Raw genomic sequence first — 26,000 nt, 5'->3', positions numbered from 1 at the left:
GATGTGCCGCTGATTCAAGGCGACACCCTCACCCGCCTGTGCGGTTTGTGCAGCGAGGGTGCCCTGGCCCTGCTCACCGCCGTGCCGGACGATCCCACCGGCTACGGCCGCATCGTGCGGGATGAGGACGGCCATATCCGCGCCATCGTGGAACACAAAGATGCCAATGAAGACGAGCGCGCCATCCGCGAGATCAACACCGGCATCCTCGCCGCCCCGGCGCGGCGGCTGAAAGACTGGGTGGCCCGGCTCGACAACCGCAATGCGCAGGGCGAGTATTATTTGACCGACGTGATCGCCATGGCCGTGGCCGACGGGGTTCCCGTTGCCAGCACCCGCGCCGGCAGCCTGGAAGAAATCCTGGGCGTCAACAGCAAAGCCCAGCTGGCCGTGTTGGAGCGGGCGTACCAACGTCGTCGAGCCGAAGAACTAATGACCGCCGGCGTCACCCTGCTTGATCCCACCCGGCTGGACGTGCGCGGTGACGTCACTGTCGGGCGCGACGTGGTGATTGACGCCAATGTTGTTCTGGAGGGGCGGGTGGAGCTGGGTGACGGCGTGTGCGTGGGGCCGTTTTGCCTGTTGCGCAACGTGACGGTTGGTGCTGGAACCGAGGTGCTGTCGCACTCCAACCTGGACCAGGCCGACATCGGCCCCGCTTGCCGCGTGGGCCCCTATGCCCGCATCCGCCCCGGCACGGTGTTGGCTGAGCAGGTGCACATTGGCAATTTCGTCGAAGTGAAAAACGCCCGGATCAACAGCGGCTCCAAAGTGAACCATCTCAGTTACGTGGGTGACAGCCGGGTGGGCAGGCGGGTGAACATCGGTGCCGGCACCATCACCTGCAATTACGACGGCGCCAACAAGCATCTCACGGTGATCGGGGACGATGTGTTTGTCGGCTCCGACACCCAGCTGGTGGCACCGGTCACGGTGGGCGCGGGTGCCACCATCGGCGCCGGATCCACCATCACCAAGAACGTGCCTCCCGGCGGACTGACGCTCAGCCGCGCGCCGCAGCGGACACGGGAAGGCTGGCAACGGCCGCAGAAAAAGAAATGAGCCTTGCGGACGATGTAAGAGCATGAACCGGAAGGACCGCCACGCAATATCATCGTCACCAGTCAGGCAGATGGGAATTGTGGCAATGAACTCGTCCCGCGGCGCCTTGGCGTCCCTGTGTGCACTTTGCGGTTCAGATCAAAAACCATAATGGACTAACGAAATTACCGATGGAGGCAAGCTATGTGCGGCATCGTGGGTGCAGTGGCGGAACGGGACGTGGTGCCCATTCTCATCGAGGGCCTCAAGCGTTTGGAATACCGCGGCTACGATTCCGCCGGACTGGCCATTCTTGATCACGACGGTTGCATCGCCCGGACCCGGGCGCCGGGCAAAGTGAGCGGCCTGGAAGCGCTGGTGCGCGACCAAGGCCTGCACGGCCGCACCGGCATCGCCCACACCCGCTGGGCCACCCACGGCAAACCCACCGAATCCAATGCCCACCCCCATGTGTGCCGCAAAACCGTGGCCGTGGTGCACAATGGCATCATCGAAAACTTTGAGGTCCTGCGCAGTGATCAATTGCGCGCGGGCTACGAGTTCACTTCGCAGACCGACACCGAAGTGATCGCCCACCAGATTCACTATTACATGGACCAGGGTAAAAGCCTGCTCAAAGCGGTGCAGGCGACAGTGAACGATCTCGAAGGGGCCTACGCGCTCGGTGTGGTGTCCAATATCGAGCCGGGTGTGCTCGTCACCGCCCGCCGCGGCAGCCCGCTGGTGATCGGCATCGGCATTGGCGAGCATTTCATTGCCTCCGATGTGGCTGCCTTGCTGCCCGTCACCCAGCGCTTCGTGTTCCTGGAAGAGGGCGACGTTGCCGAGCTGACCAAAGATGCCTTGAACATATTCGATGAAGATGGCAATGTCGTCGAACGTGCGCTGAAAATCAGCGAACTCAGCGCCGACGCCGTGGAGCGTGGCCGCTACCGCCATTACATGCTCAAGGAAATCTTCGAGCAGCCCCGGGCCGTATCCGACACTCTGGAAGGCCGCCTGAGCGGGGAAAGCGTGCTGGAAGCCAGCTTCGGGCCCGAGGCCAGCCGCATTTTTGACGAGGTGCAGGGCGTGCACATCATCGCCTGCGGCACCAGCTACCACGCCGGGATGGTGGCCAAATACTGGCTGGAATCTCTGGCCGGCATCCCTTGCAGCGTGGAAGTGGCCAGCGAGTTCCGCTACCGCCACGCCGTGGTGCGGCGCAACTCATTGGTGGTGGCCATTTCCCAATCGGGGGAGACGGCCGACACCCTGGCCGCTCTGGAAGAAGCCAAACGCCGCGGTTTTGGCGCCTCTTTGGCCATCTGCAACGTGCCCGAAAGTTCGCTGGTGCGGGCCGCGGATTTGTCCCTGATGACCCGCGCCGGTCCCGAAATCGGGGTTGCCTCCACCAAGGCCTTCACCACCCAGCTCGTCGCCCTGATGATGCTGGTCATTGTGCTCGGCCGTCGTCATGGCCTGGCCGCCCAGGCCGAAGTGCAACTGGTGGAGCAACTCCGCAGCCTGCCGGGGATGATCGAACACGCCCTGGGCCTGAACCCGCGTATCGAGCATATGGCTGAGTGTTTTGCCGACAAACACCATGCCCTGTTCCTGGGCCGTGGTGCCCAGTATCCGGTGGCCATGGAAGGGGCGCTGAAACTCAAGGAAATTTCCTACATCCACGCCGAAGCCTATCCTGCCGGCGAGCTCAAACACGGTCCCCTGGCTCTGGTGGACGCCGACATGCCTGTTATTGCCGTGGCCCCCAACAATGCCTTGCTGGAAAAACTCAAATCCAACCTCCAGGAGGTTCATGCCCGCGGCGGCGCCTTGTTTGTGTTCGCCGACAAAGAAGCGGGCATGGAGACCGACGAGCAAACCGTGGTGTTGGAAGTGGCCTCCGTGGAAGACACCGTCGCCCCCATCGTTTTCACCATCCCGCTGCAGTTGCTGGCCTACCACGTAGCCGTACTCAAAGGCACTGACGTGGACCAGCCGCGCAATCTGGCGAAATCGGTGACCGTGGAATAAGGCAGCGCCCCCCCGGGGGGGCAGCCAAAGCCAAGGAGAGTGCCCCATGACACGACCCATCGTTGCCCTGCTATGGGCCGCAATGTCTTTTCTTCCCGCCCAGGCGGGGGTCATTGCCACCGAGGTGAACTACCGCGCCGGCGCGACGCTGCTCAAGGGGTACGTCGCCTACGACGACGCCTTTGCCGGCAAGCGCCCCGGGGTGCTGGTGGTGCACGAATGGTGGGGTCACAACGCGTATGCCCGCCAGCGGGCGCGGCAGTTGGCGCAGATGGGCTATGTGGCCCTGGCGGTGGATATGTACGGTGAGGGCAGGCAGGCGCTCCATCCCGAGGATGCGCAGAAGTTTTCCTCCGAAATCGCGCGCAATCTGCCCCTGGGGGAGGCCCGGTTCAAGGCGGCGCTGGAGCTGCTCAGGCGTCATCCCCTGGCCTTGCCTGACAAAATTGCGGCCATCGGATACTGCTTCGGTGGCGGTGTGGTGCTGCACATGGCCCGTATCGGCACCGATCTGCAAGGGGTGGTGAGCTTTCACGGCAGCTTGGCCACCTCCCAGCCGGCCCGGCCGGGGGCTGTCAAGGCCAGGATACTGGTGGCCCACGGCGGGGCCGATCCCTTTGTGACCCCCGCCCAGATCACCGGCTTTATCCAGGAAATGAATCAGGCCGGGGCCGACTACACCATCATTGTCTATGGCGGCGCCCAGCACAGTTTTACCAATCCCGCCGCCGATGAATACGGCACCCGTTTCAATCTGCCCTTGAAATACAATCGCGCCGCCGATCTGGCCTCGTGGCGCGCCATGGCAGCGTTTCTCGAGGACGTGTTCCGGTGAGCGCCTGTCCCTGCGGCAGTGGCGTGGATGACACGGTGGGGAGAGTGGAATTCGTGGCCCGTTTCAAATCCGGCGGGGGAAAAGCCAGGCGGCTCCACGAAGTGAGCCGCTTTGTAAAAGAAGACGGTCGCTGGTTTTATCTGGACGGGGACTGCCCTCAGTAGCGGCCATGTGACTTGGTGATGTAGTTGCTGAGCTGCTGGCTTTCCAGGTTCATGCGCATCAGGTTCATGTGGGTGATGCGGAACAGGGCGCGCATCACTCGGTAAACAATGCGGGGGTGGGTGTCGAGCAGGCTTTCGAAGGCCGCCGGCTGCAGCACGTAAACGGTGGCGTTGCCGACGGCTTTGAGGGTGGCCTTGCGGGGCGAGCGGTCCACGAAGGCACGGGTGCCGGCACATTCCCCCTCGGACATGGTGTACACCTGCACGTTCTGACCGTCGATCTCACTGATCACGCCCAGCTTGCCTTCGGCGAGGAGATACAACGCGGTGTCTTCTTCCCCTTCCGAGACCAGCACCTCACCATCACCCAGGTGGCGCACCCCCATGACTCCGGCGACCACCCTGCACTCATCGGCATCCAGTTCGGCGCCCAGTACCGAGGCACACACCCGCTCATACGCTGCTTGCTCGCTCATGGTCTGCTGATCTCCCCTGTGTGGCCGGCTGTCCGGCGATGGTCTGCTCATTTCCCGACTGTGCCATAAACTAAAGGGCCGGGTCCCGATGCGCAAGGCAAAAAATTCAGCCCGCGCGCCGGCCGGATCGCCGGGCCGCTTGGTTTGAGCGCCTACCGGTGAAGTGCTAAGGTTTTAAAAGGATCCGCAAACGAGGCGAAAAACTGGAGTCCGGGTGCGGCAGGCCCGCGCCTTTTCCTGCTGATGAGCTGTCCGCCCGCCATGTCGCCAAATGGCGGGTGGATTTCGCAGGTGACCATCAAACAGGTCAGGACGAGCTGTTTGATTGCCGAGTTAACAACAGGGAATCCAAGGACGCCCGTGACCATGCCCGCCGCTCATTCACACCGCCCGCTGATCTTTGGTGAAGTGCTGTTCGACACGTTTCCCGACGGCAGTGTCGTCTTGGGCGGGGCGCCGTTCAACGTGGCCTGGCATCTGGCAGGCTTCGGGCTGAATCCCCGCTTTATCAGCCGGGTGGGCGACGACGAGCTGGGCCGCCGGGTGCTCGCCGCCATGGGGGCGTGGCAGATGGACACCACGGGGGTTCAAATCGACCCTGCCCATCCCACCGGCAGGGTGAGCGTCAGCGTGGAGGACGGCGAGCCCAGTTTTGATATCCTGCCCCAGCAGGCCTACGACTTTATTGAACCGCCCGGTCAACTGCCGCCCGGCCCCGCTCTTCTCTATCACGGCAGCCTGATCGCCCGCGCCGCCCGGAGCCGGGAAACCCTGGCCTCTTTGCGCGATAACGCCACGGCGGGCGTGTTCGTGGACATCAACCTGCGCCCCCCCTGGTGGGACCGGGCTACGGTGGAATGGGCCCTGGGTGGCGCCCGCTGGGTGAAACTCAATCACCACGAACTGGCCACGGTGCTGGGGCACGACAGCGTTCCCGCCCCCGAGCTGGCCGCCGCCGCGGACAGCTTGCGCCGGTGTTACGAGCTTGCCCTGGTGGTGGTCACCCGGGGCGAACAGGGGGCGCTGTTTTGCAGCGCCGGTACGGTGCTCACCGTGGCCCCCCCGGTGGTGGCCGAGGTGGTGGACACGGTGGGCGCCGGTGATGCCTTCGCCGCTGTGACGTTGACCGGCTTGATCAAGGGCTGGCCGCTTGAAACCGTTGCCCAGCGGGCAGTGGCTTTCGCCGCGGCGCTGTGCCGCCAGCGGGGTGCCACCGCGCCCGATCATGAGTTGTACCGGGAAACATTGAGAAAGTGGGAGGCATGACCGCAGAGGGCAACGGCTTATACCTCATGCTGATCAGCGTCCACGGCCTGATCCGTGGGCACAACCTGGAGCTGGGGCGGGACGCCGACACCGGCGGCCAGACCAAGTACGTGGTGGAGCTGGCCCGCGCCCTGGCCCGTCACCCGGAGGTGGCGCGGGTGGATCTGCTCACCCGCGCCGTGGTGGATCCCAAAGTGGATCCCGATTACGCCGTGCCGGAAGAGCCCCTCGAACCCAAGGCCCACATCATCCGCCTGCCTTGTGGTCCCCGCCGGTATTTGCGCAAGGAGGTGCTGTGGCCCCATCTGGACAGCTTTGCCGATCACGCCCTCCAGCACCTGCGCCGCATCGGCCGGGTACCCGATGTCATTCACAGCCACTATGCCGACGCCGGCTACGTGGGTGCGCGCCTGGCCGGTCTGCTGGGCGTGCCGCTGGTGCACACCGGCCATTCCCTGGGGCGGGAAAAGCGGCGCCGCCTGGAAGACCAGGGAGTCAGGCCGGAAACCATCGAACGTCAGTACAACATCACCCAGCGCATCGAGGCGGAAGAGTTCGCCCTGGACAATGCTGCTGTGGTGGTGGCCAGCACCAGCCAGGAAGTGGAGGGCCAATACGCCATCTACGACAATTACGATCCCAAGGCCATGGTGGTCATCCCCCCCGGCATCGATCTGGACCGCTTCTACCCGCCGCGCCGGGGGCGTTTCAGGCCGCCCGTCTTCGAGGAACTCAGCCGCTTTCTCAAAGAGCCGCGCAAACCCATGATCCTGGCCCTGTCCCGGGCCGATCCACGCAAAAACATCGCTACCCTGGTGCGGGCCTACGGCGAGCATCCCGGGCTGCGCGAGATCGCCAATCTGGTACTGATTGCCGGCAACCGGGATGACATCGAGGCGCTGGACAAGGGTGCCCGCACCGTGCTCAAGGAACTGCTGTTGTTGATCGACCGCTACGATTTGTACGGCCGGACAGCCTATCCCAAGCACCACCAATCCCAGGATGTGCCGCTGCTCTACCGCCTGGCCGCCAAGTCCCGCGGGGTGTTTGTCAATCCCGCCCTCACCGAGCCCTTCGGCCTGACCCTGATCGAGGCGGCGGCCAGCGGCCTGCCGGTGGTGGCCACCGAGGACGGCGGGCCCAAAGATATCCTCCGCTACTGCAAGAACGGTGTCCTTATTGACCCCCTGGACGCCGACGAACTGGGACGCGCTCTGTATGAGGCCTTGAGCGACAGCCGTCGCTGGACGCGCTGGTCCCGGGCGGGCCTGGCGGGCGTGGCGCGGCACTTCTCCTGGCAGGGGCACGTGGCCACCTATCTGCGCGCCATCAGAAAAGTGATCAAAAAGTCCCAGCGCAAACGCCTGACCACCCCGGCCAAGAGCAAGCTGCCGGTGTCCGACCGTTTTCTTATCTGCGATGTGGACAATACCCTGATCGGCGAGGAAGAGGCGCTCCGCGCCTTGTTGGCCCGGCTGCGGGAGCACGATGCCGAGTTCGGTTTTGGCATCGCCACCGGCCGTCGCCTGGACAGCGCGTTGAAAGCCTTGAAAGAATGGCACGTGCCGCCACCGGACATCATCATCACCTCGGTGGGCACCGAGATTCACTATGGCGCGCGCCTGATTCCCGACGTGGGCTATCAGCGCCATATCGATTACCGTTGGGAGCCCGAGCGTGTGCGCGCGGCGATGCAGGGCATCCCCGGTTTGCGTCTGCAGGGGGCGGAAGAGCAGCGCACTTATAAAATCAGTTATTTCATCGATACCAAGAAGGCCCCCTCGGTGGCCGACATCAGCCGCCATTTGCGTCAGCAGGGTTTGCATGTCAACGTGGTCTGCTCCCACCGCATGTTTCTGGACCTCCTGCCGGTGCGTGCCTCCAAGGGGGGGGCGGTGCGGTATCTGGCCATGAAATGGGCTCTGCCGGTGGATCGTATCCTGGTGGTCGGTGACGCCGGCAACGACGAGGAAATGCTCAGCGGCAACACCCTGGGGGTGGTGGTGGCCAACCACAGTCCGGAACTGGACCGTCTGCGCGGCCATGAGCGCATTTATTTCGCCGAAAAACCCTACGCCTGGGGTATTTTGGAAGGCTTGGACCATTACGATTTCTTTGGCGCCCTGCGGGCGCCGGAAGAGCAAAGCGAGGACGCATGATCGAAGCATCCATAACACAATTCATGCAGCGTTACCGCGAATCCGCTTATTTGTTGATGCGGCGCTACCTGGGCATAGGCCGGCCGTTTTTGTTGCGTTCGGAGCTGTGGGACACTTTCATTTCCTTTTGTGAAACGGAAAATGAAACCGCGCTGCTGGATTCACCCCTGGCCGAAACCATCCACAGCACCCAGGAGGCGGCGGTGGGCGCTCCGTGGATGTATATCGCCACCCGCCGCTATGTGGCGCGCTGGCGTTATTTCCGCATTCACGCCGAGACCCTGAAAGCCGAAGCGGTGTCGGTGTCGGATTACCTGCAGTTCAAAGAGCAGCTGGTATCGGGCCATCAGTCTCAACCCTGGACACTGGAATTCGACATCGGTCCCTTCAACCGGGAATTCCCCCGCCTGCGCGAGTCCCGTTCCATCGGCCGGGGAGTGGAGTTTTTGAACCGCCGTCTGTCCAGCGGCCTGTTCGAGGAGCTGGGCAAGGGCAACAGCCGTTTGCTGGACTTCTTGCGGGTGCATCAATGTCACGGTCAGCAGTTGATGCTCAACGAGCGCGTCAAAGACCTCTCCGAGCTGCGCCGCCGCCTGCGCCACGCCGACGAGTATCTGCGCAAGCACAGTGCCGACGACACCTGGGACACCGTGGGCCATCACCTCCAGGGGCTGGGGCTGGAGCCGGGCTGGGGGCGCACGGTGGAGCGCATGCGCGACACCCTGAGCCTGCTGTCCGACATTCTGGAAGCCCCTGATCCGACCCAGCTGGAGCGCTTCCTCAGCCGGGTGCCCATGATTTTCAACCTGGTCATCCTCTCGCCCCACGGCTATTTCGGTCAGGCCAATGTGCTGGGCTTGCCCGACACCGGCGGCCAGGTGGTCTACATTCTCGACCAGGTGCGGGCGGTTGAAAAGGAAATGCGCCGCCGCTTGCAGGAGCAGGGCCTGGATATTGAGCCGCAAATACTGGTGGTGACCCGTCTGATACCGGAGGCGCCGGAGAACACCAGTTGTCATCAGCGTCTGGAGGACATTCACGGCACCCGGAATGCCCGCATCCTGCGGGTGCCCTTTCGCAGCGAGAGTGGCGAGATCATTCCCCAGTGGATTTCCCGCTTCGAGATCTGGCCTTATGTGGAGCGTTTCGCCGAAGAAGTGGAGACCGAAATCCTGGCGGAACTGGGCCACCGGCCGGATTTGATCATCGGCAACTATTCCGACGGCAATCTGGTGGCCACCCTGCTGGCCCAGCGCCTGCGGGTCACCCAGTGCAACATCGCCCATGCGCTGGAAAAAACCAAATACCTCATGTCCGATCTGTACTGGCGGGACAATGAGCCCCAGTACCATTTCAGCTGCCAGTTCACCGCCGACCTCATCGCCATGAACGCGGCCGACTTCATTATTACCAGCACCTACCAGGAAATCGCCGGGCGCGAAGACAGCGTGGGGCAGTATGAAAGCTACAGCGCCTTTACCATGCCCGGTCTCTACCGGGTGGTGCGGGGCATGGATCCCTTCGATCCCAAATTCAACATCGTCTCCCCCGGGGCCGACGCCGAGGTGTATTTCCCTTACAGCGACAGCGAGCGGCGCCTGCACCGTCTGCATGAAGATATCGAAGCGCTGATTTTTCACCCCGGCCAGCCCCACAGCCGCGGCCAGCTAAGCGAACCGGACAAGCCCATAATCTTCACCATGGCCCGGCTGGACCGGATCAAGAACATCACCGGCCTGGTGGACTGGTACGGCCGTTCCGCGGCCTTGCGGGAACAGGCCAACCTGGTGCTGGTGGCCGGCTATGTGGACCCGGCAGAATCCGGCGACGCTGAAGAGCAGGCGCAGATCCACCGCATGCACGAGTTGTTCGACCAGCACGGCCTGGACGGCCAGGTGCGCTGGCTGGGCCTGCGGCTGGAGAAGCGTCTGACCGGCGAGTTGTATCGCTACGTGGCCGACCGCCGGGGCGCCTTCGTGCAGCCGGCACTGTTCGAGGCCTTCGGCCTGACCGTCATCGAAGCCATGGCCTCGGGACTGCCCACCTTCGCCACCCTCTACGGCGGTCCTTTGGAGATCATCGAAAACGGCGTCTCCGGTTTCCACATCGACCCCAACCACGGCGATATCGCCGCCGAGATCATGGCCGGTTTTTTCCAGCGCTCGGCCACGGAGCCGGATTACTGGCGGCAGATCTCTGAGGGCGCCCTCAGGCGGGTGGAAAGCCGATACACCTGGAAGCTGTACGCTGAACGGATGATGACCCTGTCACGGATCTACGGGTTTTGGAAATACGTGACCAATCTGGAGCGCGACGAGACCCGCCGCTATCTGGAGATGTTCTACGGCCTGCAATACCGCCCACTGGCCGCGCAGCTGCTGGAGCCGGGCTGAGTTCAGCCGCCCTTGTCGTCACACTCTTCCAGCAGCGCCCGCACCTCCCTGGCCGGGGCCCGCCGCTCAGCCCGCCCGTCCACCGGGCTGCGCAAAGGGCGGCTGATCCAGGTGGTGGGAAAGACCACCAGCTCCATGTCCACGTCGTTTGCCGCGACGCTGAAGGCCAGGGCCGTGCCGGCCGCGCCGCTCATCAGCGTGAAAGACTGTTCGTGATGAGCAAAGGGGATGTTGTTATTCAGCAAAAAGACGCTGACCTCTTCCGGGGTGTCGGCAAACAGGTGCAGGGTGACGGGGCTGTGCACCGTGGCGGTGCCCCGCAGCACCGGCCCCGTCAGCCGTGGCTGGAAGGCCTGAAAAAAGGCCATGGCTTCCAGGGCGACCCGGCGCAGCTGTTGGACCAGGGCGTGTTGGTCCTCCCCGAAAAACAGGCGCTGATAGTCCACCAGCGCCTGTTCGATCTCTTCGTTGCGGGGCAGATGGCGGGTATTGCTTGCCTGCAGTCGCACCGCGGCCCTGTGCTTGGCGCGATAAAAGTCCCCTTCCCCTTCCTCCGCCATGATGCGCGCCGCCTCCCGGGCCAGCAGCCGGCGCATGCGGCTGTCGCGGCCTGCGTCCCCGGAAGCATGCCTGCTCATGGGCGTCAGAACAGCTGTTCCGGGGCGGGGCTGCCGGTGCCGCCGCCGGACTGCGAATCCGGCTCAAGCTCCACCGCGCGGGCGCGGGGACTTCTGCGGGGTGGCACATGGCCGGCGCGGAATGTCTCAAACATCGCCTTGGGATCCGCCGCGTCAGTGACCAGGCCGGTGGCCGGGTCGATGCGCACCGTGACCAGGCCCGGCGGCTGTTCCAACGGCCGTTGGCGCAGATTGCGCAGGGCCACGCGCATGTAGTCGATCCACATGGGCAACGCGGCGCGGCCACCGGTCTCCCGGCCACCCAGGGGGCGGGTGTCGTCGAAACCCACCCAGGCCACTGCCACCACCCGGGGATTGAAGCCGGCGAACCAGGCATCCCGCTGGTCGTTGGTGGTACCGGTTTTGCCGGCGATATCCGTACGCCCCAGGCTGCGGGCGTGGCGTCCGGTGCCGCGGCGGATCACGTCCCGCATCATGGTGGTCATGAGATAGGCGTTCTGCGGGCTGATGACCCGCGGTGCCAGCGGCAGGCCGCGGCGGCCGGTGTCGCTCACATGCAGGGCCTCGCATTCCTTGCACACCGTGGCGGGGTGGGCCTGCTCCAGAGTCTGGCCATTTTCGTCCTCCACCCGCTGGATGTAATAGGGTTCCACCGCGAAACCACCGTTGGCGAACACGGCGTAAGCCCGGGCCAGCGTGATGGGCGCCACGGCACCGCTGCCCAGGGCCAGGGACAAATTGCGGGGCAGTTCCGCCTTGTTGAAGCCGAAGCGGGCGACGTGGTCCAGCGTGTTGTCGATGCCTACGGCACGCAACACCCGGATGGATACCAGATTACGGGAGTTCACCAGGGCCTCGCGCAAGCGGGTGGGGCCGAAAATCCGGCCGCTGTAATTCTCGGGTCGCCAGGCTTGTTCCAGGCTGGCGTCATTGAACACCACCGGGGCGTCGTTGATCAGCGTGGCGGGGGTCATGCCGTGTTCCAGCGCCGAGGAGTAGATGAAAGGCTTGAAACTGGAACCGGGCTGGCGCCGGGCCTGGGTGGCACGGTTGAACTTGTTGCGGTCGAAGTCGAACCCCCCCACCAGGGCCAGCACCGCGCCGTCGTCGGCCCGCAGCGAGACCAGTGCGCCCTCCACTTCGGGGATCTGGGCCAGCATGGGGGGCTTGCCCTGTTCCACCCGGATCACATCCCCCACCGCCAGCACGTCGGCGGCCGTTTTCGGCGCGCGTCCCATGCGTTTTTTGTCGATGCGCGGCCGGGCCCATTTCAGGCCCTTCCAGGGTATGATCACCGACTCCCCGGACGGCAGGTAGGCGACCGCCTGCTTTTGTTCGACGGCAATCACCACCGCGGGTTGCAGTCCTCCCACCACCCGGCGCGAGGCCAGAATCTTGTCCCACTGCTCAGGCCCGCTTTCGCGGCTCAGTTTTGCATGGCCTTCCGGGCCACGGTAGCCATGGCGGCGGTCGTAGGCCAGCAGCGCTTTGTGAAGGGCCTTGTTGGCGGCCGTCTGACGGTCGCCGTCCAGGGTGGTGTACACCCGGTAGCCGGCGGTGTAGGCGGCATTTTCGCCGTAGCGCGCCACAATGTCGGCCCGCACCTGCTCGGCTACAAAGGCGGCGTCCACTTCGATGGGCAGGCTGTGGAGGCGGGCGACGATGGGGCGGGCCCTGGCCTGCTCATACGCCTCCTGATCGATATGGCCCACCTCCAGCATGCGCCTGAGCACGTGGTTGCGGCGCTTGAGGGCGGCTGCGGGGTCCGTCACCGGGTTGTACAGCGAGGGCGCCTGGGGAATACCCGCCAGCATGGCCATTTCCGCCAGGGACAGTTCTTTCAGCGGTTTTCCGTAGTACACTTGTGCGGCGGCGCCGGCGCCGTAGGCCCGGTGGCCGTAGAAGATTTTGTTGAGATAAAGTTCCAGAATTTCCGTTTTGCTCAACTGGCGCTCAATTTTGAACGCCAGCAGAATCTCCGTGAGCTTACGCAGATAAGTTTTTTCCCTGGTGAGAAAAAAGTTGCGCGCAACCTGCATGGTGATGGTGCTGCCCCCCTGGGTTTTCTTGCCGGTCAGCAGCAATTTCCACGCCGCCCGCATCAAACCCTGGTAGTCGACGCCGGGATGATGGAAAAAGCGGTCGTCCTCCACCGCGGTGACCGCGTTGATCATGCCCGCGGGGACGTCCGCGATGGTGATAGGGGTGCGCTTCATTTCGCCGAACTCGCCAATCAGCCGTCCCTCGCGGGTGTACACCCTGAGAGGGACCTGGAAACGCACATCTTTGAGTTGTTCAATATCGGGGAGCTGGGGCGCCAGGTAGTAATATACCCCGGCTGCCGTGACGGCGCCGAGCAGCATCAATCCCAGCGCCATGTACACAGCGAAGCGGAAGACTTTGACTAGGGGACTCATAATGTGGGGATTGTGAACCGCATCAAGGGATAAGTATGCCGTCTCGTATTAAATAGCCCCGTCGGTCACCCGGCCGCCCGCTTTTCGCGGCAGTGCGACGTTGCGGCTCCGGCCTCTTGCCTGGGCCGGTGAGCGCGACAGCGACAGGGTCCATGCAGCAGGAGACAACACACTAGGAACTAAGGTTTAGTATAAAGGTTCCGATAACTTTCGGCGAACCGGATTGCAGCGGTTCTGTTAAGATTCATTATCTTGGAGCGATGGACGCCATGCGCAAGCCAACATTGCGTACAGAGGGAATTACGAAAGGGAGTTGTGGTGCAGCTCTTTAGCAGGAAGGCGTCGTCCATACTGGGTCTGGATATCAGTTCGACGGCGGTCAAACTGCTGGAGCTGGGCCAAAGCGGCTCCCGTTACCGGGTTGAAAGCTATGCCGTCGTTCCCCTCCCCCCCCACGCTGTGGTTGAAAAAAGCGTCGCCGATGTTGAAGCCGTGGGCCAGGCCATCGGCCGTGCAGTAAACCGCTCGGGCACCCGCGTCAGGCAGGCCGCTGTGGCGGTGGCCGGTTCCGCCGTGATCACCAAAGTCATCACCATGCCGGCGACCCTGTCGGAACATGAAATGGAAGGCCAGATTCAACTGGAGGCCGACCAATACATCCCCTACCCCATGGAAGAGGTCAATCTCGATTTCCAGGTGCTCGGACCCTCGGAAAAAAAGCAGGATATGGTGGACGTGCTGCTGGCCGCCTCGCGCAGTGAGAATGTGGACGTCAGGGTGGCGGCGGTGGAGCTGGGGGGGCTGGGCTGCAAAATCGTCGATGTGGAAGCCTTCGCTATGGAAACGGCGGTGGGCCTGCTGGGTCCCCAACTGCCGGAAGGGGGTGAGGGCAAGACCGTGGCGGTGGCCGACATCGGCGCCACCATGACCACCTTGAACGTTTTTCACGATTACAAAATCATCTACACCCGGGAGCAGGTCTTCGGCGGCAAGCAGCTCACCGAAGAAATCCAGCGCCGTTACGGCCTTTCTTATGAGGAAGCCGGCATGGCCAAAAAACAAGGGGGCCTGCCGGACAACTACGGCCCCGAGGTGCTGGAGCCGTTCAAAGAGGCCATGGTTCAGCAAGTGAGTCGCTCGTTGCAGTTCTTTTTTTCCTCCAGCCAGTACAACAATGTGGATTGCATTGTGCTTGCCGGTGGTTGCGCCGCCATTCCCGGTATTGAGGAACTGGTGGAGGAAAAAATTGGCACCACTGCCCTGGTTGCCAATCCTTTCGCTGACATGGCCCTGGCTTCAAGGGTCAAGCCCCACGAGCTGGCTGGTGACGCCCCTGCCCTGATGATCGCCTGCGGCCTGGCCATGCGGAGTTTTGATCAGTGACCCGCATCAATCTGCTCCCCTGGCGTGAACAACAGCGCAAAGAAAAAGAGCGCGAGTTCTACTCCATCGCCGGCGGCGCCGCTGTGCTGATGGTGCTGGTGGTGGTGTATGTGCATTTCCATATCTCCGGTCTTATTGATGAGCAGCATGTGCGCAATGAGTTTCTGGCCAAGGAAATCAAAGCGGTTGAGGGCAAGATCAAGGAAATCAAAGAGCTGGAGACTGCCAAGGATCAATTGCTGGCGCGCATGCAAATCATCGAGCAATTGCAGCGCCAGCGTCCCCTGGTGGTGCATCTGTTTGACGAACTGGTGAAAACCATTCCCGACGGTGTGTACCTGACCAGCATCAGGCAGGAGGGGGCAACCATCACGCTGGTGGGGGTGGCCCAGTCCAATGCCCGCGTGTCGGCCTTCATGCGCAACATCGATGCCTCCCCCTGGCTGGCCAACCCGCGCCTGGACGTGATCGAGGCCCTGGAACAGGCGGACAACGCCCGCGCCAGCAAATTCGTGCTGAACGTCACCCAGGTTTCGGGTGCCGGTGACGATGCCGCGGAGGACGCGGAATAATGGCCGTCAATATCGACGAACTCCGGCAGCAGCTCAGCAATCTGGACTTCAGCGATGTCGGCGGCTGGCCCATTGTCGCCAAAGGCATCGCCATCGTGGTCTTGTGTGCGGCGGTGCTGGGTCTGGGCTTTTACCTGGACACCAGCAACCAGCTGGACTTGTTGCAAAGCGCCCGTGATGAAGAGGAAAAACTGAAAAAAGACTTTGAGAAAAAACAGCACAAAGCGGCCAACCTGGGCGTTTATCAACGGCAGATGGAAGAAATGCGCGAATCCTTCGGCGCCATGCTGCGCCAGCTTCCCTCCAAGACGGAGATCGCCGAGCTGCTGGTGGACATTTCCCAGACCGGCCTGGCCAATGGCCTGGAGTTTCAGCTGTTCAAACCGGAAAAAGAAGCGCCGGCGGAGTTTTACGCCGAACTGCCCATCAAGATCAAAGTGACCGGTGACTACCATCAGTTTGGCAATTTCGTCAGCGGTGTGGCCGTCCTGCCGCGTATCGTGACCTTGCATGACATCAAGATCGAACATGCCAAAAACCCCGGCGGGCAACTGGTCATGGAAGCCACCGCCAAGACCTACCGCTATCTTGAGGAAGGGGCGGAATAATGAGGTGTTATCGCAAGGGGTGGCGGCAGGTCCTGGGGGTGGTGGGCCTGGGGCTGCTGCTCGCCGCCTGCAGCGGGGACAAGCTGGACGACCTGCGGCAATACGTTGCCGCGGTGAAAGCCAAAAAAGGCGGGCGGATCGAACCCATCCCCGAGGTGGCCCCTTTTGAGACCTTCGCCTACCACACCTTGGGGCGCAAGTCCCCCTTTGAGCCCTGGGTGACCGGGGTGACCAAGACCACCACCGAGAAAAAAACCAGCTCCACGGTGCGCCCGGATTTAGACCGCCGCAAAGAGCCCCTGGAGGCCTTTGCCCTGGACACGCTGAAAATGGTGGGCACGCTGGAGCGGGAGGGCCGGCGCTGGGCCATTGTGCTGGCACCTGACGGTTTGGTGTACCGGGTCACCCAGGGCAACTACCTGGGACAGAATCACGGACGAATACTGAGCGTCAACGAAGACAGAGTTGATTTGACGGAAATCGTGCCGGACGGCTTGGGAGGCTGGCAAGAGCGCCGCACCAAGCTGGCCCTGGCTGAGTGATCCAAAAGAGGGCTGGAACCCATGAGCGCACGAGTGGAGACGAGGTATCAACACACCGCGGGCAGCCGTGTCCGGTCGCGCCCGCGTCCGCCATGGGCCGCGGCTTTGCATCTGCTGTTGCTTTGTCTGCCGGCTGTGACCGTGGCGGCCAAGGAAGCCGCGCCTGCCGCTGCGCAATTGCTCAGCATCGGCTATTCCTCCCTGCCGGGGAACCGGGTGCAGGTGGAGCTGACCCTGGACGGGCCGGTGCAGCCTCCCCGCAGTTTTACCACCGACAATCCCGCCCGCGTCGCACTGGATTTTCCCGCCACCACCAGCGCCCTTAAGAAAAAAACGGAGACCATCGGCATCGGCGCGGTGCGCAGCATCACCGCCGTGCAGGGCAAGGGGCGGACCCGGGTGGTTGTGAATCTGGTGCGCATGGTCCCTTTCCAGACGCGGATCAATGACAACCGCTTCATCATCACCGTCGAAAGTGACACCGCCGCTTCCGCCGGTGCCGCCCCGCCCCCGGCGGGGTCCACGGTGGCGGTGCAGCCCTTCCGTCTGGAAGGCGTGGATTTTCGCCGTGGCGAACAAGGCGAGGGCCGGATTATCACCACCCTTTCTGATCCGGCGACACCGGTGAACATCCGGGAAGAGGGGGACAAGGTCATCGTCGAATTCGCCGGCACCTCGGTGCCGGAGGAACTGGAGCGCCGCCTGGACGTGGTGGATTTCGCCACGCCCGTAACCCAGGTGGATACCTTTGCCCGGGGGAATGACGTGCGTATGGTGATCAGCGCCACGCCGCCTTTCGAGCACCTGGCCTATCAGACGGACCGCCAGTTCACCATTGAACTCAAACCCATCAGCGAAGAGGAATTGCGCGCCGCTGAGGAGGCCAAGAAAGATTTCACCGGCGACAAGCTGTCGCTGACTTTTCAGGACATCCCCGTGCGCGCCGCCTTGCAGGTGATCGCGGATTTCACCGGCCTCAACATGGTGGTCAGTGACACAGTGAGCGGTTCCATGAGTCTGCGTTTGAAAGACGTGCCCTGGGACCAGGCCCTGGATATCATTTTGCGGACCAAAGGCCTGGGCATGCGCCGTCACGACAACATCATGCTGGTAGCGCCGGCGGAAGAAATTGCTGCCCGCGAACAGCAAGAGCTGGAGTCGCGCAAGAAAATTGTCGAGTTGGAACCCTTGCGCTCTGAAATCATTCAGGTGAATTACGCCAAGGCCCAGGATCTGGCTGACCTGCTGCAATCGAAGGATTCGTCTTTGCTCTCAGAGCGGGGCACCGCGACGGTGGATGAGCGCACCAATACCCTGCTGTTGCGGGATACCGCCTCCAACCTGGACGAAATCCGCAAAGTGGTGGCCACCTTGGACAAACCCGTGCGCCAGGTATTGATCGAATCGCGCGTGGTCATTGCCAACGACGACTTCACCCGTGAGCTGGGGGTGCGCTTTGGTGGCACGGTGATCAAGGAAAACGGCAGCAGCGGCATCGTCGGTCTGACCGGCTCCGCCCAAGGCAATGACGGCATCGTCAACAATGCCCTCACCAATCTGCAAAGCACCGGCCAGCAGTTCCCCGTCAGCGCGCCGTCCCTCAATGACCGGCTCAGCGTCAACCTGCCCGTGGCCTCGCCGGCCGGGGCCCTGGGGCTGGCCATATTGGGTCAGGACTATCTGGTGGATCTGGAATTGTCCGCCCTGCAGGCCGAAGGCCGGGGCGAGGTCATCTCCAATCCCAGGGTGATCACGGCCAATCAGAAAGAGGCCTTGATCGAACAGGGGGTGGAGATTCCCTACCAGCAGGCCACGTCCAGCGGTGCCACCGCCATCGCCTTCAAAAAAGCGGTGTTGTCTTTGAAGGTGACGCCGCAGATCACCCCCGATGACCGGGTGATCATGGATTTGCGGGTGAGCAAAGACAGCGTCGGCGAAGTGTTCCTGGGCGTGCCCAGTATCAACACCCGCGAGATCGACACCGAAGTGCTGGTGGAGAACGGGGAAACCGTGGTGCTGGGCGGCATCTATGAGCAGACCCGCAGCAACGAGGTGGACAAAGTGCCCCTCCTGGGTGATCTGCCTTTTCTCGGTGCGCTGTTCCGCACCACCCGCAATGTGGATGACAAAGTGGAACTGCTCATCTTCGTTACGCCAAAGATATTGAAGGAAAGCCTGGGACTGCGTTAAACGCGCCCGCCCCAGCGACCGATAAGCTTTAAACGCAAGACTTAAAGTTTGGCGGGGCAGGCGCCAACCCCGCCGCTGTCCGCCGGAGGTACACATGGTCCGCATCAGACAAGGTTTAGTGCTCGCCCTTTTGACGCTTACGCTGGTGGCGTGCGGCGGGGGTGATCAGTCGCTGACCAAGCAAACCACCACCACCACGGGCGATACCAGTGGCACCGGCTCGACGACCAATGGTGGCACCGTGGCCGACCCCGATTCGGTGCTGATGGGCAGCGGCACCGGTTCTGGCTTTACCGCCAATGTGCTGGCCGTGGCCGTCACTTCCCTGGCTGCCGGTGGCAGCACCAGCGTCACCGCTGTGCTGGCCGACGCCAGCGGCAATCCCTATGTGCCCAGCGTGGACGTGGCCTTTACCTCCACCTGCGCCGCCAGCGGCCGCGCCACCCTCACCCCGGCCACCGTCCCCACCGTGGCCGGCCAGGCCACCGCCACCTATTCCGCCCAGGGCTGCCAGGGCACGGACACCATCATTGCCACCGCCGACATCGACGGCACCGGTGTGAGCGCCTCCGGCACGGTCACCGTGGCCTCGGCGGACTTAGGATCCATCCAGTTCGTCTCCGCCGAACCCACCCTGATGTTTTTGAAGGGCACCGGCGGTGCCAACGGCAGCGAGACCTCCCGGGTCACTTTCCGGGTGGTGGACAAAAGCGGCGGTCCGGTGGCGGACAAGACGGTTACCTTCAGCCTCAACACCACGGTGGGCGGCCTGTCCCTGACGCCCTCCAGCGCCGTCAGCGACGACAGCGGCCTGGTGCAGACAGTGGTCCAGGCCGGCACTGTGCCCACCCCGGTGCGGGTCACCGCCACCGTCAGCGGCACCACGCCGGAAATCGGCACCCAGTCGGACCAGCTCGCCGTGACCACCGGCATTCCGGATCAGGACAGCCTGTCCGTCTCCGCCACCACCTTGAACCCCGAAGCCTGGGATGCAGACGGGGTGGAAGTCACCGTTACCGCCCGCGCCGCGGACCGCTACAACAATCCGGTGCCCGACGGCACCACCGTCACCTTCACCGCCGAAGGCGGCTCCATTGATGGTTCCTGCACCACGGTGAATGGTGCCTGCAGTGTTACCTGGCGCAGTCAGTCTCCCCGGCCCTGCGGCGAAACCCTGGGTAATCCGACGCTGCAGGATGATGTTGCGTTGAACCAATGTCTGGCGGACACGGGGAGCAATCCCACCGAGCCCCAGGAAGGCACCGCACCCCTGGGCCAGCCCTACGGCGGCCGGGTCACCATCCTGGCCACCATGGTGGGCGAGGAAAGCTTCGATGACCGCAACGGCAACGGCGTGTTCGACGACGGCGACACCTTCACCGACCTGCCCGAAGCCTGGCGCGACGACGACGAGGACGGCACGCGTGATGCTCAGGAGATCTTCGTGGATTTCGATGAAGACGGCGGCTATGACGCCGCCGACGGCCTGTACAACGGGGTGCTGTGCCAGCATTCCAGTTTGTGCAGCAGCAAGACCACCCTGACGGTGCGCGATTCCCTGACGCTGGTGATGTCCGGCACCACCGCCAATGCCTTCATCCGCCCCGCCAGTTACACAGACAACAACGGCAACGGTATTTTTGACAGCGGGGATGTGGTCGACCCCGCCACGTATCGCGACGGCGATGGCGACGGCCGCTACGATGAGGGCGAGTCCATACTGATGCCCAATGATGGCAGCGTGAGCATCACTGTGGTGGTGTCCGATTTGCACAATCAGCCCATGCCGGCGGGCACGACTTTCGCATTCAGCACCACCCAGGGCAGCGTCGCCCAGGGATTCGGCACATACACCGTGGCCAATCGCGCCGGCAACAACGCCGATGTGGTGACCGTGCCGCTGGAGGGGGCGGGGCCCGACAGTGAAGAGGGCGGGATTTTCTCCGTGACCGTGACCACCCCCGGCGGATCGGCGCAAACCTTCGGTGTCAGCGTGGTTGAACTCGGGCCGCCGTCAGTGGACATGGCGGTCACATCGGTGTCGGCCTCTCCCAGCGGGTCCGTTACCAACGACGGGACGGGAACCGGTGATTTGGTGACGTACACCTTTACTGTGGCCAACCAAAGCAGCGACACCGCCGCCACCGGGGTGGTGTTGACCGTCACGCCGCCCGATTCCACGGTGGCCACCTACAACAGCTCCAGCGGCTGTTTCGGCACCACCTCTCTGACCTGCGCCATTGGTACCCTGGCGGCCGGTGCCAGTACTACCGTCACCGTGACCTTCAATCCCATTGCCGCCGGCACCATGGCGGTGACCGGCAGCATCGCGGCCACCGAAGATGACAACAACAGCGGCAATAACAGCGGTGGCATGAACACGCTCGTCAACTGACCCGGCGACCCCAGGCCTGTCCCTGCACCCGGCGGCGCCCACCCGGGCACTGCCGGGTGCTCCCTTGCACTTGCCGCCAGCCATTGACATAGTGTCGCCCATGACCCCCGGCGACAACATCTTCCTCATCGGTCCCATGGGGGCGGGCAAATCCACTATCGGCCGCCAGCTCGCCCGGGAGCTGGGCTGGGCATTTCTGGACAGCGATCAGGAAATCGAGCGCCGCACCGGCGCCAGCATTCCGCTGATCTTCGACGTGGAGGGCGAGGCCGGTTTCCGCCAGCGCGAGGCGCAGGTGATCGACGAACTCACCCGGCGCGAGCGCATCGTGCTGGCCACCGGCGGCGGCGCGGTGTTGGATCCGGCCAACCGCGCCCATCTCAAGTCCCGCGGTATTGTGATTTTTCTGAGCGCCTCCCTGGACCAGTTGTATGAGCGCACCGCCCGGGACCGCAACCGCCCCCTGCTCCAGACCGACGACCCCCGCGCCCGCTTGCAGGCCATCCTGGCCGAGCGCGAGCCCTTGTACCGGGACGCCGCCGAATGGGTGATAGAAAGCGGCCGGCGCAGCGTGCGCCAGGTGGTGCGCGACATCCTGCGGCGGCTGCAGAAACGGGCCGAACGCCGCCAGCGCCGGGACGGTCCTTGACAGGCCGTCACTTCGGTTACACTAAGCCCATGAAAACGTTGACTGTGGATTTGGGGGCGCGCAGCTACCCCATTTACATCGGCGCCGGCCTGCTGGGCGAGCCCCGCCGGCTGGCCCCCCATGTGGCCGCCCGCCAGGTGATGATCGTCACCAACGAGACCGTCGGACCCCTGTATCTGGCGCCGGTCCGCGCCGCCCTCGGCGGTTTCGCATGCCACGAGGTGGTTCTGCCCGACGGCGAGCAATACAAAACCCTGGATACCCTCATGCCGGTTTTCGATGCGTTGCTGGAGACCCGCTGCGACCGCCGCACCACCGTCGTGGCCCTGGGCGGTGGCGTGGTGGGGGACATGGCCGGCTTTGCTGCCGCCTGTTACCAGCGTGGCGTGCCCTTCATTCAGGTTCCCACCACCCTGCTGGCCCAGGTGGACAGCTCAGTGGGGGGTAAAACCGGTGTCAACCACCCCCTGGGCAAGAACATGATCGGCGCCTTTCACCAGCCCGCCTGCGTCCTCATCGACACCGGCACCCTGCACACCCTGCCCGAGCGGGAGTTGTGCGCCGGCCTGGCCGAAGTGATCAAATACGGCCTCATCCGCGACGCGGCTTTTTTCGCCTGGCTGGAGCGCCACCTGGACGCCCTGCTGGCGCGCGAGCCCGGTGCCCTGGCCGAGGCCATAGAGCGCTCCTGCCGCAACAAAGCCGAGCTGGTGGCGGCCGATGAGCAGGAACGCGGCGTGCGTGCCCTGTTGAACCTGGGCCATACCTTCGGTCACGCCATAGAAACCGGTCTGGGCTACGGCCGCTACCTGCACGGTGAAGCGGTGGCGGTGGGCACGGTGCTTGCCGCCCGTCTGTCCCAGGCCCTGGGCTGGCTGGACAGCGGCGCCGTGGCGCGGATCGAGGCCCTGTTGGCCCGGGCTCGGCTGCCGGTGCGCTGTCCCGCCGGGCTGGCACCGGGCCGCATGCTGGAACTCATGGCGGTGGACAAAAAGGCGCAGGACGGCCGCATCCGCCTGGTGCTGCTGCGCGCCATCGGCGAGGCCGTGGTGAGCGACGACTACGATCCGGCCCTGCTCGCCACCGTCCTCGCCCAGGGGCGGGCGGCTTAAGGCCGTGGCGCTGGCGCCCTATGCCGCCACCGAGGCCCGTTCCCGCGGCCGCCGCCACGCCGAAGCGCCTCCCGCCTACCGCAGCGAATACCAGCGCGACCGCGACCGCATCATCCACTCGGCCGCCTTCCGCCGGCTGGAATACAAAACCCAGGTCTTCGTCAATCACGAAGGGGACATGTTTCGCACCCGCCTCACCCATTCCATCGAAGTGGCGCAGATCGGCCGCACCACCGCCCGCGCCCTGGGCCTGAACGAAGATCTTACCGAAGCCATTGCTCTGGCCCACGACCTGGGTCACACCCCCTTCGGCCACGCCGGCCAGGATGCCCTTAACGCCCGGATGAAGGACCACGGCGGCTTCGAGCACAATCTGCAGTCGCTGCGGGTGGTGGATGAGCTGGAAGAGCGCTATGCGGCCTTCCGCGGCCTCAATCTCACCTTCGAGACCCGCGAAGGGATACTCAAACACTGCGCCCCGGACAAGGCCCGGGAGCTGGGGGCGCTGGGCCAGCGCTTTGTGGACCGGCGCCAGCCCGGCCTGGAGGCGCAGCTGACCAATGTGGCCGACGAAATCGCCTACAACAGCCACGACGTGGACGATGGTTTGCGCGCCGGGCTCATCACCGTGGAGCAGTTGCAGGAGGTGGCCTTGTTCCGCGAGCACTATGGGGCCGTTCGCCAGGCCCACCCCAGGTTGCCGGGGCGGCGGGCCGTATACGAAACTGTGCGTCGCATCATCAACGCCCAGGTCACCGACCTGGTGGAAACCAGCCGCGCCCGTCTGGCCGAGATCCGGCCCGCCGACATCGAGGCCGTGCGCCGCCACGGCGCTCCCCTGATCGGCTTCAGCGCGGCCATGGCGGCGCAGAACCTGGCCTTGAAACGTTTCTTGCGGCGGGAGCTGTATCAACACTACCGGGTGCGGCGCATGAGCGCCAAGGCGGCACGGCTGATCGGCGCCCTGTTCGAGGTCTTCATGGACGATCCGCGCCTGCTGCCCCCCGAGCAAAACGCCCAGGCCCGGCGCCTGGACGCTGAATTCGGTCCCCGCGGCCGCGCCCGCGCCGTGGCCGATTACATCGCCGGCATGACGGACCGCTACGCCATCGCCGAATACCATCGTTTGTTCGATCCCGTGCAGCTTACCTGAAGCGGAGGGGCCCCATGCGCATCTACATGCAGCGGCCGGCCGCCGACCGGCGTTCGTCCCGCTATTTTCAGTTATTATTGCAGGAGGACTTACTGGGCGGCTGGACCGTGATCAGTGAATCCGGCAGCGACGGCGGCGGTCGGCGCGTCAACCAAACCCACTACGCCCTGCGGGAAGACGCGGAAAGTGCTATGGCCGCTGCCCGTGATGATTACCTCAGGCGGGGCTACCGGGTGGTTTTCGTGGAAGGTGCGCGGCCGGACGGTCAAGGCTAAGCGATGACATGAGGGGTCAGGTATGGATACAGAACAAAGCGGGCAGCAGGGTGCGCAAGCCTCCTCGCGTTACGCCGAACTGGGATTGAAGTCCGATCCTTTTACCAGCGCCAACAACGACTTTTTCGCCGATGCCCACCGCGAACAGCGTCTCGCCCTGATGCACCACCTGGCGCCTTACAGCCAGGTCTTGCTGATCACGGGCGAGGCCGGCTCGGGCAAAACCGCTTTGCTGAATCAATTTGCGCAGCACGCCAACAGCGCCTGGCAGCTTTGCATCCTGGACAGTGCGACTGTGGCGGACGAGTCGGCCGCCTTGCAGGTCATGGCCGCATGTTTCGGCGTGGATGCCGCCGAGCACCCGAATGAGGCCCTGGGCGAGGTTCTGGCGGAGCGTCTGCGGGAGCTGCGTCAGGGGGGGCATGTCCCCATGCTGTTGGTGGACGATGCCCAGTTGTTGCCGCCCCCAGCTTGGGCGCTGCTGGACAAGCTGACCGAAAACAGTGGTGGCGACGGTACGCATACGCTGAGTGTGTTGTTGTTCGCCGAGCCCGGTATTGAAGAACGCTTGAGCGAGCCCTCCCAGAGCGCGCTTCGAAGCCGCATTGCCCACAGCTTTGACGTGCCCCCGTTTTCGGAGGCGGACACCGGGCGCTATCTGCGCCAGCGCCTGGAAGCTGCCGGAGTCTTTGCCGGGGACCCGTTCGACGCGGCCGAAGTCCGCCGGATTCACCGTGAGTCGGGGGGAATGCCCGGCCGCATCAAGCAGTTGGCTCACGATTTCCTCATGGCGCCCCCCAGCGCCACGGCCAAACCGGGCGCAGCGCCGCTGCAGCACATTCTGGCGGCAATTCAGGATCCCTCCCGGCGCTGGCTCACCCTGGGTGGCGCGGGCGGTGTCCTGGTGGTGCTGGCGGTGCTGGCCTACGCCTTGAGCGGCTTGTTCGGAGACAACAGTCCGCCGGTGGCGCCGCCCGCTGCGCCAGGTCCCACCGTGACCCTGCCCCGGCCCCTGGGCAAGCCACCCGGAGCGTCATTGGTTCAGCGGGTGCCGGCGGCCCAGCCTGAGCCGGTGCTTGAGCCGGCCGCGCCGCCCCCTGAGATCACACCGCCGGAAGTGGCGCCGGGTGGCGCGTCCGCGCCCCCGCCCCCGCCGGAGCCGGCCCCGCCACCAGCCGGGCCCGTTCCCACGACGACCCCGGCGGTGAGCAAGCCAAAGGCCGGACCAAAGCCTGCCACCGCGCCCGCGCCAGCGCCTCCCAAGCCGGTGGTGGCGCCCAACAAAGCACCGCCCCCCGCCGATTCCCTCAAGGGGCAAGCCTGGCTGGCGCGACAACCGTCCGCGCACTTTACTTTGCAGGTTCTCGCATCCAGTGACGAAAAGAAAATCCGGGCCTTGATCCGTGACCACCGTTTGCGGGGCAAAGCCGCCTACTTCCCCGTAAAGCGTAAAGGCCGCACGCTGTATGCCTTGGTTTATGGCAGTTACCCGTCGCGGGAGGCGGCTGAACAGGGCGCGCGCAAGCTGCCCGCCGCTTTCGCCGGCACCAAGCCCTGGATACGCCCCTTCGCCGCTGTGAAAAAAGCGGCGAAATCAAGATAGTTTATTGATTTAAAAATAATAATTATCAACCCGGGGCTTCTGTCTGGTGCCTCGATCGGGATACCGTGTATACTCCTGTCCCATTTCGCCCC

At 64.0% G+C, this 26,000-nt stretch carries 20 protein-coding genes; 17 read left to right on the top strand and 3 right to left on the bottom strand.

Annotated features, from left to right (window positions below; all coding sequences use genetic code 11):
* The 3 genes from glmU to ENJ19_05875 form a co-directional block, all read left to right on the top strand.
* Window positions 1–1,062 (top strand): UDP-N-acetylglucosamine diphosphorylase/glucosamine-1-phosphate N-acetyltransferase (gene glmU, locus ENJ19_05885; GenBank protein ID HHM05257.1); only part of this gene is annotated, 1,062 nt, incomplete at its 5' end.
* 183 nt (window positions 1,063–1,245) lie between these two features.
* A complete protein-coding gene (glmS, locus tag ENJ19_05880) occupies window positions 1,246–3,078 on the top strand; it encodes a glutamine--fructose-6-phosphate transaminase (isomerizing) (protein ID HHM05256.1) in 1,833 nt (610 codons plus the stop codon).
* A 46-nt stretch (window positions 3,079–3,124) separates the two neighbouring features.
* The gene (locus tag ENJ19_05875; protein HHM05255.1) at window positions 3,125–3,913 is read left to right on the top strand and encodes a dienelactone hydrolase family protein; all 789 of its coding nucleotides are present in this window, start codon (window positions 3,125–3,127) and stop codon (window positions 3,911–3,913) included.
* A 157-nt stretch (window positions 3,914–4,070) separates the two neighbouring features.
* On the opposite strand, the gene ENJ19_05870 is transcribed toward ENJ19_05875, so the two are convergent.
* Window positions 4,071–4,553: a cyclic nucleotide-binding domain-containing protein gene (locus ENJ19_05870; protein HHM05254.1), complete on the bottom strand. Its 483-nt coding sequence runs from the start codon at window positions 4,551–4,553 to the stop codon at window positions 4,071–4,073.
* A 366-nt stretch (window positions 4,554–4,919) separates the two neighbouring features.
* On the opposite strand from ENJ19_05870, the gene ENJ19_05865 reads away from it, so the two are divergent.
* Genes ENJ19_05865 through ENJ19_05855 form a run of 3 tightly spaced genes read left to right on the top strand, consistent with a single transcriptional unit; the run spans window position 4,920 to window position 10,371 of the window.
* Window positions 4,920–5,819, top strand: coding sequence for a carbohydrate kinase (locus ENJ19_05865; GenBank protein HHM05253.1), 900 nt, complete (start codon window positions 4,920–4,922; stop codon window positions 5,817–5,819).
* Window positions 5,816–7,978: an HAD-IIB family hydrolase gene (locus ENJ19_05860; GenBank protein ID HHM05252.1), complete on the top strand. Its 2,163-nt coding sequence runs from the start codon at window positions 5,816–5,818 to the stop codon at window positions 7,976–7,978. Before ENJ19_05865 ends, ENJ19_05860 begins: the two co-directional genes overlap by 4 nt.
* Window positions 7,975–10,371 (top strand): sucrose synthase, encoded by a 2,397-nt coding sequence (locus ENJ19_05855; protein ID HHM05251.1) that lies wholly within the window; start codon window positions 7,975–7,977, stop codon window positions 10,369–10,371. Before ENJ19_05860 ends, ENJ19_05855 begins: the two co-directional genes overlap by 4 nt.
* Window positions 10,372–10,373: 2 nt before the next feature.
* On the opposite strand, the gene ENJ19_05850 is transcribed toward ENJ19_05855, so the two are convergent.
* Window positions 10,374–11,009: a hypothetical protein gene (locus ENJ19_05850; protein ID HHM05250.1), complete on the bottom strand. Its 636-nt coding sequence runs from the start codon at window positions 11,007–11,009 to the stop codon at window positions 10,374–10,376.
* Window positions 11,010–11,014: 5 nt separating this feature from the next.
* Window positions 11,015–13,426: a penicillin-binding protein 1A gene (locus ENJ19_05845; GenBank protein HHM05249.1), complete on the bottom strand. Its 2,412-nt coding sequence runs from the start codon at window positions 13,424–13,426 to the stop codon at window positions 11,015–11,017.
* A 315-nt stretch (window positions 13,427–13,741) separates the two neighbouring features.
* Here ENJ19_05845 and ENJ19_05840 point away from each other — a divergent pair, with 315 nt between their 5' ends.
* From ENJ19_05840 to ENJ19_05790, 11 genes are all read left to right on the top strand, one after another.
* On the top strand, window positions 13,742–14,809 hold the full coding sequence (locus ENJ19_05840) for a pilus assembly protein PilM (protein ID HHM05248.1): 1,068 nt from the start codon (window positions 13,742–13,744) through the stop codon (window positions 14,807–14,809).
* The gene (locus tag ENJ19_05835) at window positions 14,806–15,381 is read left to right on the top strand and encodes a pilus assembly protein PilN (GenBank protein ID HHM05247.1); all 576 of its coding nucleotides are present in this window, start codon (window positions 14,806–14,808) and stop codon (window positions 15,379–15,381) included. The genes ENJ19_05840 and ENJ19_05835 overlap by 4 nt, the downstream gene beginning before the upstream one ends.
* Window positions 15,381–15,989, top strand: coding sequence for a pilus assembly protein PilO (locus ENJ19_05830; GenBank protein ID HHM05246.1), 609 nt, complete (start codon window positions 15,381–15,383; stop codon window positions 15,987–15,989). The genes ENJ19_05835 and ENJ19_05830 overlap by 1 nt, the downstream gene beginning before the upstream one ends.
* Entirely contained in the window at window positions 15,989–16,531 is a 543-nt protein-coding gene (locus ENJ19_05825) for a pilus assembly protein PilP (GenBank protein ID HHM05245.1), read from the top strand. Before ENJ19_05830 ends, ENJ19_05825 begins: the two co-directional genes overlap by 1 nt.
* A gap of 21 nt (window positions 16,532–16,552) precedes the next feature.
* Window positions 16,553–18,721: a type IV pilus secretin PilQ gene (locus tag ENJ19_05820; protein HHM05244.1), complete on the top strand. Its 2,169-nt coding sequence runs from the start codon at window positions 16,553–16,555 to the stop codon at window positions 18,719–18,721.
* A gap of 94 nt (window positions 18,722–18,815) precedes the next feature.
* A complete protein-coding gene (locus tag ENJ19_05815) occupies window positions 18,816–21,116 on the top strand; it encodes a DUF11 domain-containing protein (GenBank protein ID HHM05243.1) in 2,301 nt (766 codons plus the stop codon).
* 100 nt (window positions 21,117–21,216) lie between these two features.
* A complete protein-coding gene (gene aroK / locus ENJ19_05810) occupies window positions 21,217–21,765 on the top strand; it encodes a shikimate kinase AroK (protein ID HHM05242.1) in 549 nt (182 codons plus the stop codon).
* 29 nt (window positions 21,766–21,794) lie between these two features.
* Entirely contained in the window at window positions 21,795–22,877 is a 1,083-nt protein-coding gene (locus tag ENJ19_05805) for a 3-dehydroquinate synthase (protein HHM05241.1), read from the top strand.
* Window positions 22,878–22,881: 4 nt separating this feature from the next.
* On the top strand, window positions 22,882–24,030 hold the full coding sequence (locus tag ENJ19_05800) for a deoxyguanosinetriphosphate triphosphohydrolase (protein ID HHM05240.1): 1,149 nt from the start codon (window positions 22,882–22,884) through the stop codon (window positions 24,028–24,030).
* Between the two features lie 14 nt (window positions 24,031–24,044).
* A complete protein-coding gene (locus tag ENJ19_05795) occupies window positions 24,045–24,305 on the top strand; it encodes a hypothetical protein (GenBank protein ID HHM05239.1) in 261 nt (86 codons plus the stop codon).
* A 22-nt stretch (window positions 24,306–24,327) separates the two neighbouring features.
* A complete protein-coding gene (locus tag ENJ19_05790; GenBank protein ID HHM05238.1) occupies window positions 24,328–25,908 on the top strand; it encodes a hypothetical protein in 1,581 nt (526 codons plus the stop codon).
* The last annotated feature ends 92 nt before the right edge of the window (window positions 25,909–26,000 follow it).

The sequence above is a fragment of the Gammaproteobacteria bacterium genome, from assembly GCA_011375345.1.
Classification (GTDB): domain Bacteria; phylum Pseudomonadota; class Gammaproteobacteria; order DRLM01; family DRLM01; genus DRLM01.
This window is presented reverse-complemented; position numbering and strand designations above follow the sequence as displayed.

Excerpts from the sequence above, each read along its gene's own strand:
- glmS (HHM05256.1), top strand. The coding sequence starts at position 1,246 with ATGTGCGGCATCGTGGGTGCAGTGGCGGAACGGGACGTGGTGCCCATT.
- ENJ19_05875 (HHM05255.1), top strand. The coding sequence starts at position 3,125 with ATGACACGACCCATCGTTGCCCTGCTATGGGCCGCAATGTCTTTTCTT.
- ENJ19_05870 (HHM05254.1), bottom strand. The coding sequence starts at position 4,553 with ATGAGCGAGCAAGCAGCGTATGAGCGGGTGTGTGCCTCGGTACTGGGC.
- ENJ19_05865 (HHM05253.1), top strand. The coding sequence starts at position 4,920 with ATGCCCGCCGCTCATTCACACCGCCCGCTGATCTTTGGTGAAGTGCTG.
- ENJ19_05860 (HHM05252.1), top strand. The coding sequence starts at position 5,816 with ATGACCGCAGAGGGCAACGGCTTATACCTCATGCTGATCAGCGTCCAC.
- ENJ19_05855 (HHM05251.1), top strand. The coding sequence starts at position 7,975 with ATGATCGAAGCATCCATAACACAATTCATGCAGCGTTACCGCGAATCC.
- ENJ19_05850 (HHM05250.1), bottom strand. The coding sequence starts at position 11,009 with ATGAGCAGGCATGCTTCCGGGGACGCAGGCCGCGACAGCCGCATGCGC.
- ENJ19_05845 (HHM05249.1), bottom strand. The coding sequence starts at position 13,426 with ATGAGTCCCCTAGTCAAAGTCTTCCGCTTCGCTGTGTACATGGCGCTG.
- ENJ19_05830 (HHM05246.1), top strand. The coding sequence starts at position 15,381 with ATGGCCGTCAATATCGACGAACTCCGGCAGCAGCTCAGCAATCTGGAC.
- ENJ19_05825 (HHM05245.1), top strand. The coding sequence starts at position 15,989 with ATGAGGTGTTATCGCAAGGGGTGGCGGCAGGTCCTGGGGGTGGTGGGC.
- ENJ19_05820 (HHM05244.1), top strand. The coding sequence starts at position 16,553 with ATGAGCGCACGAGTGGAGACGAGGTATCAACACACCGCGGGCAGCCGT.
- ENJ19_05815 (HHM05243.1), top strand. The coding sequence starts at position 18,816 with ATGGTCCGCATCAGACAAGGTTTAGTGCTCGCCCTTTTGACGCTTACG.
- aroK (HHM05242.1), top strand. The coding sequence starts at position 21,217 with ATGACCCCCGGCGACAACATCTTCCTCATCGGTCCCATGGGGGCGGGC.
- ENJ19_05805 (HHM05241.1), top strand. The coding sequence starts at position 21,795 with ATGAAAACGTTGACTGTGGATTTGGGGGCGCGCAGCTACCCCATTTAC.
- ENJ19_05795 (HHM05239.1), top strand. The coding sequence starts at position 24,045 with ATGCGCATCTACATGCAGCGGCCGGCCGCCGACCGGCGTTCGTCCCGC.
- ENJ19_05790 (HHM05238.1), top strand. The coding sequence starts at position 24,328 with ATGGATACAGAACAAAGCGGGCAGCAGGGTGCGCAAGCCTCCTCGCGT.